Origin of the sequence: Altericroceibacterium endophyticum, assembly GCF_009827595.1 — a bacterium.
In the GTDB taxonomy this organism is placed as follows: Bacteria; Pseudomonadota; Alphaproteobacteria; order Sphingomonadales; family Sphingomonadaceae; genus Altericroceibacterium; species Altericroceibacterium endophyticum.
Genome location: NZ_WTYT01000002.1, coordinates 257,035 through 274,228 on the forward strand (window position 1 = coordinate 257,035; position 17,194 = coordinate 274,228).

Here is a 17,194-nt window from a genome sequence, read left to right on the forward strand (position 1 = left end):
GACTGCAGGTTCGGCATATCGTCAGTATAGCTTACAAAATAAGCCGAATTGACGGGAGAACGGGCAGCATAGCCCGGTTTTCATGCAGCACGCAGAAATAGCGCGCACATGATAAAAAGGGCAGCCTTTGGCGGCTGCTTCTGCTCCCTTCACTGGCGAATGAGCCGGTAAATCCGGCTTCGGGAAAGAGGAGTGTAGCCGATGTCTGCGGCCGATTCGTTTGATTATATTATTGTGGGGGCTGGCTCTGCGGGCTGCGTGCTGGCCAATCGGCTGAGCGCGGACCCGACGAAACGCGTGCTGCTGCTCGAAGCTGGCGGCAGCCACAAACGCTTCTATCTGACCATGCCCATGGCCTTCCTGCGGGCGCTGATGAAGCCCGAATTCACCTGGGGCTACATGTCGGAGCCGGAGCCGCATCTCAACGGACGGCGCATCCCGCTACCGCGTGGCAAAGTGCTGGGCGGTTCGTCCTCAATCAACGGTATGTTCTACATGCGCGGCCACAGCCGCGATTTCGACGGCTGGCGACAGATGGGCTGCACCGGCTGGGGATATGACAGCGTGCTGCCCTATTTCCGCCGGATGGAGGATAGCTGGCGCGGTGAGAACGAATATCACGGCGACAAAGGTCCGCTCAGCGTGGTCGCGGTCGATACGGAAAAGCGCCTCCATCATCCGCTGATGGATTCGGCCGAGGCCGCTGGCTACAGTACCAGCGACGATCTCGCCGGAGAGGTCGAGGAAGGCTTCGCCCGCGGGGAACTGACCATCGATCGAAAGGGTCGCCGTCATTCCACCGCACGCGCCTATCTGGAACCCGCGATGGAGCGTTCCAACCTCACCATCATCACCGGTGCCAAAACCCGCCGCGTGCTGATGGACGGTAAACGCGCGATCGGGGTGGAATATCTGCACGAGGATGAACTCAAGACCGCCCATGCGAAGGGTGAAGTCATCCTGTCGGGCGGGTCCTATAACTCGCCTCAATTGCTGATGCTGTCCGGCATTGGCCCGGCAGAACATCTCACCGATAAAGGCATTGCGGTGCAGCACGATCTGCCGGGTGTGGGCCGCAATTTGTCTGAGCATCCGCGCGTCCCGCTAACCTTCAAACTGAAGAAGCCGGTCAGCTTTCTCAACGAGTTGCGGCTTGATCGCGTTGTGCGCTCGGTCGCGCGCTGGGCGCTCAGCGGCAAGGGAGCCTTCGCCAGTCAGCTCAACAGTGCGAATATCATCCTGCGCAGCCGTGAAGGTCTGGAGCAACCCGATATTCAGCTCTTCGCCAATCCGATCCGGCTCGATGCGCAAATATGGTTTCCCGGCTGGCGCAAGAAGCAGGAGGATCAGATCATCGCCGATGTCATCCTGCTTCACCCGGCCAGCCGTGGCTGGATGGAACTGCGCTCGGCCGATCCCGATGACAGCCCGGCCATCACGCTCAACAATTTTGCCGACCCGGAAGATTTCGCCACGGCGCGGCGCGGGATTGAAATCGCCCGCAAGGTCTATCGCACCGAGCCGCAGGCAGAACTGACCGGAGATGAAGTGGTCCCCGGCGCCGATCTGACCAGCGAGCAGGAGCTGAACGACTATATCCGCCGTACCGCCGGTGTGACCCAGCATCCGGTCGGCACCTGCACGATGGGCCAGGGGCCGATGGCGGTGGTCGATCCCGAATTGCGTGTGCACGGGCTGGAAGGCCTGCGCGTGGTCGATGCATCGATCATGCCGACCGTGCCCGGCGCCAACACCAATGCCGCAACCATCATGATCGCCGAAAAGGCATCTGACATGATCCTGGGCAAAGCGCCCCTCCCCGCCGAAGATCCACGCGATCAGACGCGCGACACAATCTCAAATTCCAACGCAGAGGTACCAGCATGAACGCCCCTACCAATTTCGATCTCGACGCGCTCAAAGCCGATCTTTCGGCAAAATCGCGCGAACTTTTCATCGGCGGCAAATATGTCCCCGCCGCCAGTGGCGAAACGATCGACGTCGTCAATCCTGCAACGGGCCAGAGCTTCGCCACTGCCGCTGCCGGCGGTGAGGAAGATATCAATCGCGCCGTCGCCGCTGCACGCAAGGCATTTGACGGGGGCTGGCCGCAGACCAGCCCCGCCCAGCGCGCCCGGCTGATGCTAAAACTGGCCGATCTGATCGAAGCCAATGCCGACGAACTGGCCTTCACCGAAACGCTCGACAACGGCATGCCGCTGATGATGGCGAAGATGGGCGCGGTCGGCGCCGCAGCCGAACAGTTGCGTTATAATGCCGGCTGGGCGACCAAGATCACGGGTGAGACGATCACCCCCTCCTTCCCCGGCGAATGGCAATGCATGACACTGCGCCAGCCGGTCGGCGTGGTCGGCGCGATCGTGCCGTGGAATTTCCCCTTCGCCATGGCGGTCAGCAAACTGGCCGCTGCTCTGGCCGCTGGCTGCACCATCGTGCTGAAGCCCGCCGAACAGACGCCGCTCACCGCCGCGCTGCTGGGCCGTTTGATTGGTGAGGCTGGCTTCCCGGAAGGCGTGGTCAATATCGTCACCGGCTATGGCCACAGCGCCGGTGCCGCGCTTGCCGCGCATCCTGATGTCAACAAGGTCAGCTTCACCGGCTCCACCGCGATCGGCAAGGAAATCATCCGCGCCTCCACCGGCAATCTCAAGCGCGTGACGCTCGAACTGGGCGGTAAATCGCCCACGGTGATCTTTGGCGATGCCGATCTCTCGAAAGCGATCCCCTCCGCCGCGATGGGGATTTTCGGCAATTCGGGGCAGGTTTGCGCCGCAGGTTCACGTCTGTTCGCGCATGAAAGCGTTTTTGAACAAGTGGTTGAAGGGATCAGCGCGATGGCGCAGAATCTCAAAGTTGGCTCCGGCCTTTCTCCTGAAACCCAGATGGGTCCGCTCGTCTCCGACAAGCAGCAAGAACGCGTGCTCTCCTATATCGAAAGCGGCGGCTCCGAAGGTGCGAGTGTTGCCGTGGGTGGTGGAACCGTCACACCGGAGGGCTGCGAAGGTGGCTATTTCGTGCAGCCGACGGTCCTCACCGGCACGGTGTCGGGCATGAAAGTGGTGGAAGAGGAAATCTTCGGCCCGGTCCTGTGCGCCATGCGGTTTGGCGATGACGATATCGACATGATCGCCAAATCGGCCAATGCGTCCGATTACGGTCTCTCCTCCAGCATCTGGACCGAGAATATCACCTCCGCGCTCAAGCTGGCGCGGCGTCTTGAGGCGGGCAATGTCCGCATAAACGGCGTGGGCGGCGGGGTTGACCCGGCATTGCCGCTGGGCGGCTTCAAACAGTCCGGCTGGGGCCGTGAATGCGGCCGCGCCGGGGTGGAAGCCTATACGGAGCTGAAAACGGTCTCGATCGGTCTGGGGTAAGCCCACACCAATCTGAAATTGGGGGGGTAGTGCATCGCACCGCCCCCCTTTTTTGTCGTTACCCGAAAACCGAGTTCAAGACCCAGAAACAGCCCGCCGCCATCAATGCGGCCGCAGGCAGCGTCACCACCCAGGCGAGCGCAATCGGCTTCATCAGGCTCCAGTTCGTCTGCCGGTTGACCAGACCGATCCCCAGCACCGCGCCGATCAGAATATGCGTGCTCGATACCGGCAGCCCCATGGTGGAGGCCAGCATCACCACCGCCGCAGCGGAAAGCTCCGCCGCGAAGCCTGATGCCGGATGCATTTCGGTGAGATTGCGGCCCACCGTCTGAATCACTTCCTTGCCGATGAACCACAGGCCCACCACCAGCGCGATACCGAAAGAGATCATCGCCGGTGCCGGAACCGCCGCAGAAGCGTTGATCTGCCCATTGCGCAGCACATCCAGAATCGCCGCGAAGGGGCCGATCGCATTGGCAATGTCATTCGCACCATGGCTGAAGGCAAAGCCCGAAGCCGTGAACACCTGCAGCCAGCTGAAGATCAGAAAAGTGGACCGGTCGAGCGAATTGCCCCGCAGCGTTCGTGCGAAGATATAGGTCGCCATCCACACCACGGCGGCGATCATGCCCATGATCAGGTAATTGTTCAGCGTGGTGAGGCCCAGATGCATGTTCTTCAATCCCTTGAAGAGCAGCATGGAGGAAATGATCGCGGCCCCGCCGGCAGCTACCAGTGGCACCCAGTTCTGCAGCGCCCTATGCGCGGCGACATTCTCTTTCTTCTGCTTCAGATCATGCAATTTGCGGTAATAATCGGTCTCCAGATCTTCCGGACTGAAGGTATCCTCAGACAGCGCCTCGGCATCGCGGACCATCATATGGGTGTAGGATATTTTCTGAATGTCGCTCAGCCGTTCAAACGCGTTCTTGTGCTCATCGCGCAGTCTGCGCCGTTCCTGCCGCAACTCCTGCAGCCGTTCCTTCATCCGATCATTATAGCGCAGGATATGCGTTTTGATCTGATAGAACAGCGCATAGGAGACGAGGCCGCCCAGCACGGGGGAGAGCACCCAGGAAATCGCGATCAAGCCAATCTGGTCCCAATGAACCAGGCCCAGCACCGCGTCCCCGCCGCTTAAAAAAGCACCCAATGCAATCGAGCTGCCAACAATCCCGCCAATGATCGAATGGGTGGTGGAAACCGGCCAGCCACGCCGACTGGCGAAAAGCAGCCACAGTGCCGCCGCCAGCAATGCCGCCATCATGATATAGACGAATTGCAGCGGCTGAACCGGCATGGCGGACAAGTCGACGATCCCCTTGCGGATCGTATCCGTCACCTCACCCCCGGCGATCACCGCGCCGCTGACTTCAAAAATCGCCGCGATCAGCAGCGCCTGCTTGATCGTGATCGTTCCCGCACCCACGCTGGTGCCGAAGGAGTTGGCAACATCATTGCCGCCGATATTGAAGGCCATGAACAAGCCGAAAGCGGTTGCCAGCACGAACAGGACGAGATGGGTGGAGTTCGTATAATCGATCCCCCAGATCAGAAACCAACCCGCCGAAGCGACCATCAATAAGGCGAAGGCGATACTTGTCCATGGCAAATCCCGCCCTGCACCCTGCATTCCGGACTCGCCCATCTTCGTCACACTGTCCATCAACGCGTCCCCATACGATTAAGGGGCCGCGTTATTTCCCTAATGTCACCGAATTATGACAGGGTTTACCATCCAGCAGCGCATCTTGCCTCACGGAGCAGCGGGCTGGGTCACAGTGTAGCTATCAGGGAAGCGCACGGCAGCACTGGTCACAGCCATATCCGCAGCGACAAGTGAATGGAAAGCGATGGAGATCATGCACTCAGGTCAAACCCTGCCCCGGCATCCCGACCATCACACTTCGAAAAACGAAGAGTAATGTTCAGGCGATCTGATCATGCAGAAAATGTGGTGAGCCCTGCTGGGTTCGAACCAGCGACCTACTGATTAAAAGTCAGTTGCTCTACCGACTGAGCTAAGGGCCCGACCACGGCGCGTCACCTAGGCAGGCTTCGCGGCCGGGTCAAGCGCGCATGTAGCTGACGGAGCGAAAAGCCCGTCAGCGGGTCGCGCCAATCGGGCGCAATTTCTGCCGCCGGACCGGTCACAAAAAAGCGCCCACGAAATTCCGCATGGGGGATGGTGAGCGCTTCATCACTGAAAAAACCCTTATCCCACAATATGATATCCAGATCGAGCGGGCGGGACCGCCAACGCTGGCCTGCATTATTGCGGCCGAAGCGCGCTTCCACCTGCTTCAATTCGGTCAACAATTCTCGCGGTGAGAGACCTGTGGAAATTACTGCTGCACCATTGGCATAGCGACGCAGCGACGGGCCGATCGGCGCGCTGTCGATCCAGTGCGATTGCGCCAGCACGTCAATATTGGCCGCCGACAGCTCCTCCAGTGCGGCAGACAGGATCGCGCGCGGCGCGCCATATCGGGGGTGGCGCTGATTGGAACCCAGCGCGATCAGATAGAGATGGTTCAAATATCCTCGCAGATCCGGCCATAGAGTTGCGGGCGGCGGTCGCGGAAGAAGCCCATACCCGCCCGGTGCTTCGCTGCGCGGGCAAGATCGATCGTCGCGCTCAGAACGCCGCTTTCATCCGCACCATATTCGGCAAGATAATCGCCCCATTCATCCGTAATGAAACTGTGGCCGTAGAATTTCTGCCCCGCGGTTTCCTCGCCAATGCGATTGGCGGCGATGACCGGCATGCAATTGGATGCAGCATGGCCGAGCATCGCGCGGCGCCACATGCGGGTGGTATCGAGATCGGCATCATAAGGCTCTGAGCCGATCGCGGTGGGATATAAGAGCAGCTCCGCCCCTTTGAGCGCCATCACCCGTGCGCATTCGGGATACCACTGGTCCCAGCAAATGCCGACGCCGATCCGCGTGCCAAACAGGTCCCACACTTTGAAACCATCATTACCGGGGCGGAAATAGAATTTTTCCTCATAGCCCGGCCCGTCGGGGATGTGGCTCTTGCGGTAAGTTCCCATGATCTCACCATCCGGGCCGATCATGGCGAGCGTGTTGTAATAATGGTGTCCGTCACGCTCGAAAAAGCTGGTCGGGATGGCAACGCCCAGTGTCTTCGCCAGATGTTGCATCGCAGTTACGGAAGGGTGCTGCTGTGTTGGGCGAGCCAACACGAACAGCTCCTCCTCTTCCACAGAGCAGAAATAGGGACCGGAAAACAGCTCAGGAGGCAGGATGACCTGCGCTCCCTCGCCCGCCGCCTGCTCCACCAGAGCGGAGACGGCGGCGATATTTTCCTGTTCATCCTCTGAACCAAGGGCGAGTTGCAATGCAGCGACGGTGATTTCAGCCATGCAGCCTATTTATGCATGCCATGGCAAATGTCTATCGCCACCGAGATTCGCCCGGCATCACTCAATCCGCCAGTAGCATATTGCTCACTCGGCGGCGCAGGCCAGGTGCGAAACTGGCAATTCGCAAGGCCGCATGCCGTCCCACCCAGGCAGGCGGGCGTTCATCGGTAAACAGCTTCACGATCAGATTGGTCGCACGGAAGATCGGCATGGCATTCATCTGATGGCGCCGTTCATAAGGGCGCAGCGTTGCCAGAGAACCAATGTCGCGTCCCTTTTTATGCGCCGCCAGAACGTACTGGGCCAGCAATTCCTGCCCTTGCAGCCCAAGATTGAAACCATGCGCAGTAACCGGATGCATCCCCACTGCCGCATCACCGATCAGGGCGGCGCGCGGCTTCACGAACTGGCGCGACCAGGTGGTGGCCAATGGATAGAGACAACGCGGCCCATCGACCTGCATCGCGCCCAGTCGGTGGCGATATCGCCGGGCAACTTCAGCGGCGAATTCTTCCTCCGGCATCGCGCCCAGCTTGGCAGATTCCGCCATGGGCAAAGTGATCACGGCGGACGAACGATGATTGTTAAGCGGCAACATGGCCATGGTCTGGTGATGGTCGAACCATTCGGTCGCAACGCCGCCATGATTCCCTTCATGCTTCATTCGGGTAACCAGCATGCCCCGGCCAAGGCGGTCGATCTCAGCTGAAATACCCAACTGATCCCGCACCCATGAAAAACGCGAATCTGCCCCGACCAGCAGACGGGCCGAGATCTTTCGACCATCCTCCAGATCAAGATCAGTCCGGTCTGTCATCCGATGCATTGCCGAGATCGCGCAACCGGAATAGAAATCCACATTGTTCAGCACGTCCAGCTGACGGTAGAGCGCGCGGCGAATCTGAAAATTGGACACCAGACGCCCTAGCGCTTCCCCCGTTTTGTCTGGCGGGCCAAAGCGCAACGCGAAGGGTGATCCGCCATTGAGCACGCGTGCTTCACGCAAGGGCGAAACGGCATCAGATGGAATGAATGACCACACATCCAATTGCTTGAGGATATTGATGGAATGATGGGTCAGCGCGATTTCGCGACCATCATCCTCGGGATTTTCAATCGCTTCGCGCGGCTTGCGATCAACCAGTGCGATTGAAAGGCCGGACCCGGCGAGTGAGCAAGCAAAGGCCAGCCCTGACGGGCCAGCGCCGATAATTACGATATCATACATGGCGCCTCCTGCCGGGTGCCATGCACTATTGTTTTAGTGCCAATCTTGCGCCCGATCAAAGACGCGCAAGATTGGCAAAAAAGAATGTGTCAGGGGCGCTTGCGGAACAGCAAAGTCATACGGTCGCTTTCGCCGATCTGCTCCAATGCGGGCCGCGTTTCATCGGTTGCGCCGCCCAGGCCTGGCGGGAGCATCCACACGCCGTTCACGTGATTGGCGGGGTCTTTCGGATTGGCGTTGATCTCGCTCGAATTGACCAGATCGAAACCATGCGCCTCGAACAGGGCAATCACATCCTTCTGCCTCAGATAGCCCTTATTGCCATCGGTATAGCTGGCCGGAGCATCTTCTTTCGCGCGGTGCTGTACCACACCGATCAGCCCGTCATCCTTCAGCAGCTTGCGGGCTTCGACCAAAGTCGGCTGAAGCCAGTTGTTGCGCAGAATATTGTGCATTTCACGGAAGATCAGGAAACGGTCGACCGTGCCATCAAGGCTTTCGGGTACGCTACCGAGATTGACGCCGGTGATTTCGGTGCCGTCGTCGCCGACCCATTCTTCAACTTGCGCCGGCAATTTCTCAGAATAATTGCGCAGGGAGGCCATGAAGCCCGTCGCATCCGGGGCAACCTTCGGATTGAGGCCGATATAATGGCCCTCAGAACCAAGATAGGGCACCAGAACCCGCGTGTACCAGCCGCTCGAGGGCATGTAATCGACCACCGCCATGCCGGGTTCGACCTGGAAGAATGCGAGCGTTTCGGCTGGATGCCGGTAGACATCGCGGGCGCGATCTTCGTCACGGCGCGAGTCGGCCAGCACGGCAGCGATATTTTCGGAACTTTCCACCCCTTCGCCTGCTTGAGCGAATGAGACGTTTGGCAAGGCGCAAGCCATTCCAAACGCAGCGAATAAGGCGATAGTCCGGCGCATATGTCTCTCCCATGTCTATGGTCTTTGCAGACTATCGCACATCCGCCCCATGACAAGTGGCGATGCGTTCCCTAATTGGAGGCCCAGCGCATCGCACCGAATAAACAGGAGATTTTCGATGAGTGACACCCAGACAGCTATTCTGGCCGGAGGGTGCTTCTGGTGCACCGAGGCCGTGTTCCGTGATGTCGTAGGCGTCAAAGAGGTTGAAAGCGGCTATACCGGCGGCATGGTGACCAGCCCGACTTACAAGCAGGTCTGCTCCGGCACGACCGGTCATGCCGAAGCGATCAAGATCACTTTCGATCCGGACGCTATATCCTATGCCGAATTGCTGGAAGTCTTCATGGCGACGCACGATCCGACCCAGCTGAACCGTCAGGGCAATGATGTTGGCACCCAATATCGCTCCGCGATCTTCCCGCAGGACGCATCACAGCAGGCCGATGCGCATGTCGCGATCGAACGCGCCAATGCGGAACTGGATGGTCATGTGGTGACGGCGATTGAGGGCCCGGCCATGTGGTATCCGGCTGAAGATGATCATCAGGAATATTGGGAAGGCGACGGACAGCGCAATCCCTATTGCCTCGCCGTCATTCCTCCCAAGCTACAGAAATTGCGCAAGAGCTTTGCTGAAAAGAGCAAATCAGCCTGATTGATCAGGAGCGGGTGAAGCGGGCGGCAAAGAAGCCGTCCAGCCCGCCTTTCTCGCCCAGCATGTCAGGGCTGGTCCGAAGCCAGCCCTGCGCTGTGGGTGCCAGCCCTTCGGGCAGTTCATCCGCAGTCAGCGGATCGGGCCCCAGATTGATCAGCGCAGCCTGATCCTCGCCTTCTTCCCGTTCCAGCGAACACACCGCATAGACCAGCTGACCACCCGGGTTCAGCCAATCGGTAACCCGCGCCAGCATGGATTGCTGCAATTCCACCATCTCGGCAATTTGCCGCGCACCAATACGGTGCAGCACATCGGGATGACGGCGGCAGGTACCCGTCGCCGTACAGGGCGCATCCAGCAAAATGGCGTCAAAGGGTGCCTCTGCCTGCCATTCCAGCACATCAGCCTTTACGATTTTTGCAGACAGACCCGTGCGGGCGAGATTGGCCTCCAGCCGTTCCAGCCGTTTGCCGTTATTATCAAGCGCGGTGACATCCCAGCCGGCCGCTGCCAGTTGCAAAGTCTTGCCCCCCGGAGCGGCACACAGATCCAGCACCCGGCGCCCTTCGCCGGAATGCAGCAGACGTGCAGGAATGCTCGCGGCAAGATCTTGGACCCACCATGCACCCTCTTCAAAACCGGGCAGTTCCTCAACCGCAGACCCGCGCGCGAGCCGGATATGGCCGGGCATCAGCGATGTTCCGCCCAGCTCCTCCTGCCAGCGCTCCGTCTCGGACGGATCACGCAGAGCCAGATCCAGCGGCGGCGGATCGGCCAGTGCGGCGGCAATGGCCGAGGCTTTTTCCCCCCAACGCAAAACAACACTGTCGGGCATGGTCGGCTGCGCGGGCAGCTCCACTTCCTTACGCGTGAGGGTTGAAAATACGCCATGCGCCAAACGCCGCGGCCCGCCCTGCAACAATTCCAGCCCGGTGGAAATCACCGCATGGGGCGGTGTGCCCAGCCGCAAGGATTGCGCCAGCATCAGCCGCAGCACGCTGCGCGCCTTGGAATCATCGGGCAGCGGCTTTTTCGTGGCACTATCGATCAGCTGATCGAGATCGACCAGCCAGCGAAGGACTTCGCTGGCAATGGCGCGGGCCAGTGCCTTGTCAGCAAAACTGTTCACGGAACCGAGCGCAGACGGCGCGGCTTGATCCAGTGTTTCACCGCGCCGCAATACGGCATCGAGCAGGCGCAGCGCCGCGCGGCGGGCGGGCAATCCGGGTGGTGTGTGCATAATCGCAGCCCTAGCGCTGCCGCGAGGAATTGCAATAGAGCCTCCGACACGCCATCTTGCATGTATGAGCAAGGCCAAACCCACAAAAAAGCCCGCTTTCAAAAAGCCGGATTACTGGACCGACGATCCCCCGCCGCAGCCTTCGGGCGCGAAGCCGGGCAATGGTGCGGATGAGGACCCTGCCGGTCTCAGCCCCACTCGCTATGGTGACTGGGTGAAGGACGGGATAGCGATCGACTTCTGACGGCGGCGCTACCTGCATCTGGCGAAGTCTCTGCTGCTGCCAGATGTCAGAAGGTCCACGCTTCAATACCGCACCAGATGCAGCCTGACCGCAAAGGTCAGAACGGTTGGCCAGAGCATTGCGTTAAATATGTCGTGCAAGGCCTGCCATGGCGAGAATGCCAGCTGGTTTGAAACATGATAGCTCAAGTCGCAGAGCTGTCCCAAAGTTGCCAATACCAGCACGGAGAGCCACAGCGATTTGTCCCCGATTCGGGCCCGAATAATCATCTGGACGATTAAGAATGTCAGCAGGCCCGCATGAATGTAAAACACATCTCGGGGGATGCCGGTAACGGACAACACCTGAATCTTTAGCTCTACAAACTTTGCGATCATTGCCCTGCCTATAGCTTTTGTGAACCAAGCGGCCTGAAGTCAGCCGCACGTTCGTGCTTGCTATCCAATCCACCGCAGTGGCTGGCATGGCTTATGGTAAATAAAGTCTAACCGATAAGCGTATACGGATGAATACTGGGATGGCTTAAATGTCTCGAATCGGCCGTACTCAATTCACCCAGCCGGCCAGTTCACGGCGGATAAGTGCCTCCAGCATATCCATACCGGGCTCACGCGCATTGAGGCAGGTAAGCGCGGCAAAGTTCTCGCCTCCGGCCTCGATAAATTGCTCGCGTCCGCGAATGGCCAGTTCTTCCAATGTCTCCAGACAATCGGCCGAGAAGCCGGGTGCCGCGATGGCGATATTCTTCACCCCCGCTTTCGCTTCGGCTTCCAATGTCAGATCCGTCGCCGGCTCCAGCCATTTTGCCGGGCCGAAGCGCGACTGGAACGTCGTTAGGAAACGCAGATCTGGCCGCTCCATCGCCTGTTCCAGCAACCGGGCCGTCTTCTGGCAATGGCAATGATAGGGGTCGCCCTGTTTCAACGTGGCCTTGGGCATGCCGTGAAAGCTCAGCATCAACACGTCAGGCTTGAACGCCAGGGCATCAAGCTGTGCCGATAGGTCTTTTGCCAGCGCCGCAATGTAATCCGGATCATCGTGATAGGGCGGCAGTGTCCGCAAGGATGGCTGCCACCGCATATCGCGCAGCGTATCCGCGGCCTTGTCCACCACCGTGGCCGTCGTCGCCGCGCAATATTGCGGGTAGAGCGGAGCAAGCAGGATGCGCTCGCACCCGGCATCCATCATTTCCTGCAATTTATCGTCGATTGCCGGTTTGCCATACCGCATCGCCCAATCGACTCGCACCGCCGAACCCAGCCGTGGTTGAAGCTTTTCAGCCTGCTCCGCAGTGATCGCGGCGAGCGGTGATCCCTTATCCGTCCACACCTGAGAATAGGCATGGGCCGATTTCTTGGGACGAACATTCAGGATGATCCCGCGCAATATCGGCTGCCACGCGATTTGCGGGATCTCGATCACGCGCGGATCGGACAGAAATTCCCTCAGATAGCGCTTCACCGATGGCGCATCGGGCGCATCAGGCGTGCCCAGATTGACCAGCAACACCCCGATTTTTCCGCTTTTTACAGCAGGGTGGTCTGCGGGAAGGGCTTGCGGTTGATGGGTCATAGGTTTTCCGAAATCAGGGGAATACGGCGGATACGTAGTCCGCTGGCTGAATGAATGGCATTGGCGATTGCCGGCGCCACCACAGTGACACCAATTTCACCTGGATCGAAAGGTTCCGCGTCGCTTTCAATCAGATCGATCCGGATCTCCGGCGTGTCGCCCAGTTTAGGCAGATTCAGTGCCGACAAACGGGCCGCACTTGGCAGACCATTCTGATAGGATGTGGCCGATCCCAAAGCGAGCCCAAGCCCGAAGATCAGCCCGCCCTCAATCTGCTGCAAGGCAATGTCGCGGTTCACCACGCGGCCGATATCCACCGCCGCGCTCATCGTTTCAACCACCATGCCCGTACCCGAACCACGCATGCGGGCGATCAGCGCGATGCGGCCGCCCGTGATGTCATCGCCCATGCAGTGACAGGCCAGCCCTCTACCGCTGCGATCCTTGCCGCCGTCCCATTCGCCCAGCCGCGCAGCCCGTTGCAGGCATTCGGCCAGCCGTACATCACGGCCCAGCATTTCCATCCGGTAGGAAAGCGGTTCCCGGTTATAACGCCGGGCCACTTCATCGATAAAACTCTCACGAAAAAACACCGTGTAGCCATCCGCCTTGCCGCGAATCCGTCCGGTCGGGAGCGCGATCCGAACGGGCACATGATCCACGGCCACGTCGGGGATGCCATAAGGCGGCATCATTCCCGCTGCCACCATCGGGTCCGCCTCATCCGCGGCATAATCCTTGGCTGCCCAATTGGTGGCATTTTCAAACAGGCGCGCGCCAAATTCACGATCGGTGGAGGGCGCCGCCAGCCGTGCACGAAAAGAGTCGATCCGGCCATCATCGCGCACTGCGGCGCTCAGCACCGCGGCCACAGGCGGACGCGGATGGAGGGTCAGGTGATCCTGCCAGCGGGACCAGAGCAGCTGCACCGGACGCCCGGTTTCCCGCGCGATCAGTGCCACTTCAATCGCGTGGTCGAAATCCAGCCGCCGATCAAAACTGCCCCCGGCAGGCATTGGATAGAGCACCACATCTGCGGGCGAAATATCCAGCGCCTCGGCCGCAGCGCGGCGTGCGCGTTCCTCCGCCTGCGTGGCAATCCAAAGTTCCAGTCGGCCATCTGCGTAGCGCGCGGTCGCCGCCGCCGTTTCCACAGTGCCATGCATGGCCGGCGCGACATCATAGCGCAGGGCGAGATTGGGCGTGCCCATCCTGTCATCCCCCTGCCCGCGTTCAGCAACCCGCTGGGGCGAACCACGCCGCACTGCATCGTCAAGCTGATCAATCATCGCTGCGCTGTCGACGGGTTCGGTGACGGTGAAGCGGGGCGCCATCGCCGCCAAGGCCTTCTCCGCCGTCCACCAGCTATGCGCAACAGCGGCAAGCCAGCGTTTCCCCCGGACCACACCAACCAGCCCCTTCATCCCGGCGGCTTTTTCGGCTTCAAAACTGGATAAAGCCGCCTGGTCAAGTGGACCGTGACGGATCGCGGCATAGACCATGTCAGGCAGGCGCACATCGCCCGCAAACAGATAGCTGCCATCAACCTTGGATGGCAGATCAATACGCGGAAAAGCGGGCTCGTCATTGCTCAGACCACTGCCCGGATCTTGCGGATTCCCCGGCAGCAATGGTGGCGGATCGGGCGGTGTCAATTTGCCAGCCTCTGCCGCCAGCGCGCCAAACCGCAGCCGCTTATCCTCATGCGTGATGAAACCCTCTGCGGCACGGCATTCCCCCCAGGGCACGTCCCAGCGTTTGGCGGCTGCCATACAAAGCAGGGCGCGGGCGGTTGCGGCAGCTTCGCGGCAGGGGCGCTCATATGCCGCGAGCGACGTGCCATCGGCAGTCACGCTGAAACGGTGCCGTTCGGCCCAGCGCTTCAGCAGCATGTCATCTTCATCATCGCTCAGCGGTGCGATCAGCGGACGCCATAAGGGCGCCCATTTTGCAGCCAGTGGCAAATTGGGATAGGCGCCGGAAACCGGGGCCGGCTCGACAGCGATCTGGCGCCAGTCGGCCCCCATTTCCATCGCCACCAATTGCGGCAGGATGGTGGTGACACCCTGCCCCATTTCCAGTTGCGGAACGGCAATGGTGATCACCCCGTCCTCGGCAATTTTTACCCAGGCCCCAAAGGCGGTTTCACCCGCTCCCGGCTCCAGCGGAATATCGTAAGACCGCGGCATCAATGACCATGCGACCAGCAATCCTCCGCCCGCGGCGGCCCCGACCAGAAGCCCGCGCCGCGTCAGGCTCATCGCGCCTGCTCCCGATCATGCCGTCTTGCCATACCGCTATCAGCCGGAAATCGCGGCGAGCCGAGCCGCCACTTTCCTGGCAATCCCGGCAAAGGCCTGACCCTGCGGCCCGTCATTGGCGGCCGGCGGCTGACCAGTATCGCTCGCCACGCGCAGTTCCATGGTCAGGGGTACCCGGCCAAGAAATTCCTCGCCCAGTGCCTTGGCCGCTGCTTCCGCGCCGCCCGATCCGAAGGGGTCGCTCACTTCTCCGCAATGGGGGCAGACATAGCCGGCCATATTTTCGACAATGCCCGCCACCGGCACCCCGGCCTGACGGAACAGGTCGAGCGCGCGCGTGGCGTCGATCAGGGCCAGATCCTGCGGCGTGGAGACGACGACCGCCATTGTCGGTTTGAACTTCTGCAGCATGGTCAGCTGAATATCACCCGTCCCCGGTGGCAGATCGACCAGCAGCAATTCCGTGTCGCCCCAGTCAGCTTCCATCATCTGGGTCAGGGCGCCGCCAGTCATCGGCCCGCGCCAGGCAATCGCTTTGCCCGGTTCGATCAGCTGCCCCATCGACAGCAATTTGACGTCATATTCAGTATCGACCGCGATCAGCTGTTTCTCACGCGCCTTGGGCTTGCTGCCCTCCACATTCAGCAGAACCGGCTGAGACGGCCCGTAAATATCGGCATCGACCACGCCCACCTTATGCCCGGCCCGCGCCAGTGCCACGGCAAGATTGGCCGTCAGCGTTGATTTGCCCACGCCGCCCTTGCCGGAACCAACGGCAATGATACGCCGCTGAACCCGGTCAGCTGTCATCGCGACGCGAATCTCGCTCACCTCAGGAAGGTTCATCAGCGCGCCGCGCAGATCCCCCTCCAACAGGCCAGCCTGATCGCGCGAAAGGCCGGAGGCATCGACCACCAGCGTGGCGACGCCCTCCTTCAAACGAATGGATTGCACCCGGGCGCGGGCGGTTTCGGGAATATGCTGCTCTAGATTTGTTTCGGAACTCATAGACCCCCTGCTAGCGCGTCTGTGCCATCGATGCAGCGAAAACTTGGCGTTTCACCCTGTTTTTCTCAGCTTTGATGCCTATAACAACCTGATGATAAGAATGGGTGGGTTCTCGAAACGGATCGGACTGTGGATGGCTGGCAAGAATAGCCCTTGGGGCAGTGGCTCTGGCGGCGGCGATAACGGTAATGAAAATGGCGATAGCCAGGACGGTGGTCAGGACGGCAATGATACGCCTCCCTCCACGCCGGGGCCGCGCAATCCGTGGCTACCAGGTGGCCAAAGCGGTAACGGGAAGCCCCGCAAGGGCGCCAATATCGAAGATATCTTTCGCAACCGCGGACCGGAAGGACCGCGCCGTACTGGCGGCGGAGGCCCAAGCGGGCCGAATTTCCGTATGCCCAGCCGCCCGGGCGGCAAGAGCTGGTTTCCGCTGATCATTATCGCCCTGGTGCTGGTCTGGGCCGGTGCAACCAGTTTCCATCAGCTCAACCCCCGCGAGCAGGGGGTGATCACCACCTTTGGTAAATATACCCGCACCATCGGCCCCGGCATTTCCTTGACGGCCCCCTGGCCGATCCAGCATGTCGATGTGACCGATGTGTCTTCCATCCGCCGGGAAAATATTCCTGAAAGCGGCAATGAAAAGCTGATGCTGACCGGTGACCAGAATCTGGTGAACCTGTCTTATCTCATCCGCTGGAACATTTCGGATCTGAAACTCTATAAATTCCAGCTGGCCGACCCGGATGAAACGGTGCGCGAAGTTGGCGAAGCCGCGATGCGTGCATCGGTGGCAGAACAGGAACTGGACCGCGTGCTGTCCGGTGCCGGCCGGGCCGAGATCGAACAGCGTGTCCGCGACCGGATGCAGGCCGTGCTCAATGCCTATAAGGCTGGCATTACCGTTCAGGGCATCGAAATCGAAAAAACCGATCCGCCAGAGCGCGTGATTGATGCCTTTAAGGGCGTTTCCGCTGCGCAGCAGGAAGCCGAAACGGAAATCAACCGCGCCCGTGCCTGGGCTCAACAATTGCTGGCCCGCGCCGAAGGTGATGCCGCGGCGTTCGACAAGGTCTATGCCGAATATCGTCTGGCCCCCGAAGTAACACGGCGGCGGATGTATTACGAAACCATGGAACGGGTGCTGAGCCAGACCGACAAAACCATTATCGAAACCGATGGCGTGGTTCCCTATCTGCCGTTGCCCGAATTGGGCCGCAAGCGCAGCCAGAACCAAGACACGGCTTCGCAGGAGCAGTAA

At 60.2% G+C, this 17,194-nt stretch carries 15 protein-coding genes and 1 tRNA gene; 5 read left to right on the forward strand and 11 right to left on the reverse strand.

All coding sequences use genetic code 11. The features are described 5' to 3' along the window. Nucleotides 1-201 precede the first annotated feature (201 nt). The gene (locus GRI91_RS05240) at nucleotides 202-1,887 is read left to right on the forward strand and encodes a GMC family oxidoreductase (protein ID WP_160735582.1); all 1,686 of its coding nucleotides are present in this window, start codon (nucleotides 202-204) and stop codon (nucleotides 1,885-1,887) included. Further along, complete coding sequence (locus GRI91_RS05245; RefSeq protein ID WP_160735583.1) at nucleotides 1,884-3,395, forward strand: aldehyde dehydrogenase family protein; 1,512 nt, start codon at nucleotides 1,884-1,886, stop codon at nucleotides 3,393-3,395. Before GRI91_RS05240 ends, GRI91_RS05245 begins: the two co-directional genes overlap by 4 nt. Nucleotides 3,396-3,453: 58 nt before the next feature. Here the strand turns inward: GRI91_RS05245 and GRI91_RS05250 are convergent, their stop codons facing one another. The 6 genes from GRI91_RS05250 to GRI91_RS05275 form a co-directional block, all read right to left on the reverse strand. Next, on the reverse strand, nucleotides 3,454-5,064 hold the full coding sequence (locus GRI91_RS05250) for an inorganic phosphate transporter (protein ID WP_202385467.1): 1,611 nt from the start codon (nucleotides 5,062-5,064) through the stop codon (nucleotides 3,454-3,456). Nucleotides 5,065-5,353: 289 nt separating this feature from the next. Continuing rightward, nucleotides 5,354-5,429 (reverse strand) — tRNA-Lys (locus GRI91_RS05255). A gap of 12 nt (nucleotides 5,430-5,441) precedes the next feature. Beyond that, a complete protein-coding gene (gene folK, locus GRI91_RS05260; protein WP_237437678.1) occupies nucleotides 5,442-5,936 on the reverse strand; it encodes a 2-amino-4-hydroxy-6-hydroxymethyldihydropteridine diphosphokinase in 495 nt (164 codons plus the stop codon). Further along, nucleotides 5,933-6,787 (reverse strand): N-carbamoylputrescine amidase, encoded by an 855-nt coding sequence (gene aguB / locus GRI91_RS05265; protein WP_160735584.1) that lies wholly within the window; start codon nucleotides 6,785-6,787, stop codon nucleotides 5,933-5,935. The genes folK and aguB overlap by 4 nt, the downstream gene beginning before the upstream one ends. Before the next feature lie 61 nt (nucleotides 6,788-6,848). After that, a complete protein-coding gene (gene ubiM, locus GRI91_RS05270) occupies nucleotides 6,849-8,015 on the reverse strand; it encodes a 5-demethoxyubiquinol-8 5-hydroxylase UbiM (RefSeq protein WP_160735585.1) in 1,167 nt (388 codons plus the stop codon). An 89-nt stretch (nucleotides 8,016-8,104) separates the two neighbouring features. Continuing rightward, on the reverse strand, nucleotides 8,105-8,863 hold the full coding sequence (locus GRI91_RS05275; protein ID WP_337190321.1) for a class I SAM-dependent methyltransferase: 759 nt from the start codon (nucleotides 8,861-8,863) through the stop codon (nucleotides 8,105-8,107). A gap of 202 nt (nucleotides 8,864-9,065) precedes the next feature. On the opposite strand from GRI91_RS05275, the gene msrA reads away from it, so the two are divergent. Further along, nucleotides 9,066-9,605 (forward strand): peptide-methionine (S)-S-oxide reductase MsrA, encoded by a 540-nt coding sequence (gene msrA, locus GRI91_RS05280; RefSeq protein WP_160735587.1) that lies wholly within the window; start codon nucleotides 9,066-9,068, stop codon nucleotides 9,603-9,605. Nucleotides 9,606-9,609: 4 nt separating this feature from the next. Here msrA and GRI91_RS05285 read toward each other — a convergent pair whose 3' ends face one another. Then, nucleotides 9,610-10,845 (reverse strand): RsmB/NOP family class I SAM-dependent RNA methyltransferase, encoded by a 1,236-nt coding sequence (locus GRI91_RS05285; protein WP_160735588.1) that lies wholly within the window; start codon nucleotides 10,843-10,845, stop codon nucleotides 9,610-9,612. A gap of 64 nt (nucleotides 10,846-10,909) precedes the next feature. On the opposite strand from GRI91_RS05285, the gene GRI91_RS05290 reads away from it, so the two are divergent. After that, entirely contained in the window at nucleotides 10,910-11,089 is a 180-nt protein-coding gene (locus GRI91_RS05290; RefSeq protein WP_160735589.1) for a DUF1674 domain-containing protein, read from the forward strand. A gap of 62 nt (nucleotides 11,090-11,151) precedes the next feature. Here the strand turns inward: GRI91_RS05290 and GRI91_RS05295 are convergent, their stop codons facing one another. The 4 genes from GRI91_RS05295 to GRI91_RS05310 all read right to left on the reverse strand — a co-directional run bounded on the left by GRI91_RS05295 (nucleotide 11,152) and on the right by GRI91_RS05310 (nucleotide 15,930). Further along, nucleotides 11,152-11,466 carry a hypothetical protein gene (locus GRI91_RS05295; protein WP_160735590.1) on the reverse strand — a complete coding sequence of 105 codons (315 nt, stop codon included), beginning with the start codon at nucleotides 11,464-11,466 and terminating at the stop codon, nucleotides 11,152-11,154. A gap of 169 nt (nucleotides 11,467-11,635) precedes the next feature. Further along, on the reverse strand, nucleotides 11,636-12,661 hold the full coding sequence (hemH, locus tag GRI91_RS05300; RefSeq protein ID WP_160735591.1) for a ferrochelatase: 1,026 nt from the start codon (nucleotides 12,659-12,661) through the stop codon (nucleotides 11,636-11,638). Further along, nucleotides 12,658-14,922 carry a xanthine dehydrogenase family protein molybdopterin-binding subunit gene (locus GRI91_RS05305; protein WP_160735592.1) on the reverse strand — a complete coding sequence of 755 codons (2,265 nt, stop codon included), beginning with the start codon at nucleotides 14,920-14,922 and terminating at the stop codon, nucleotides 12,658-12,660. The genes hemH and GRI91_RS05305 overlap by 4 nt, the downstream gene beginning before the upstream one ends. Nucleotides 14,923-14,961: 39 nt before the next feature. Continuing rightward, nucleotides 14,962-15,930 carry an Mrp/NBP35 family ATP-binding protein gene (locus GRI91_RS05310; RefSeq protein ID WP_160735593.1) on the reverse strand — a complete coding sequence of 323 codons (969 nt, stop codon included), beginning with the start codon at nucleotides 15,928-15,930 and terminating at the stop codon, nucleotides 14,962-14,964. Nucleotides 15,931-16,063: 133 nt separating this feature from the next. Between GRI91_RS05310 and hflK the strand changes: the two genes are divergently transcribed. After that, a complete protein-coding gene (hflK, locus tag GRI91_RS05315; RefSeq protein WP_160735594.1) occupies nucleotides 16,064-17,194 on the forward strand; it encodes a protease modulator HflK in 1,131 nt (376 codons plus the stop codon).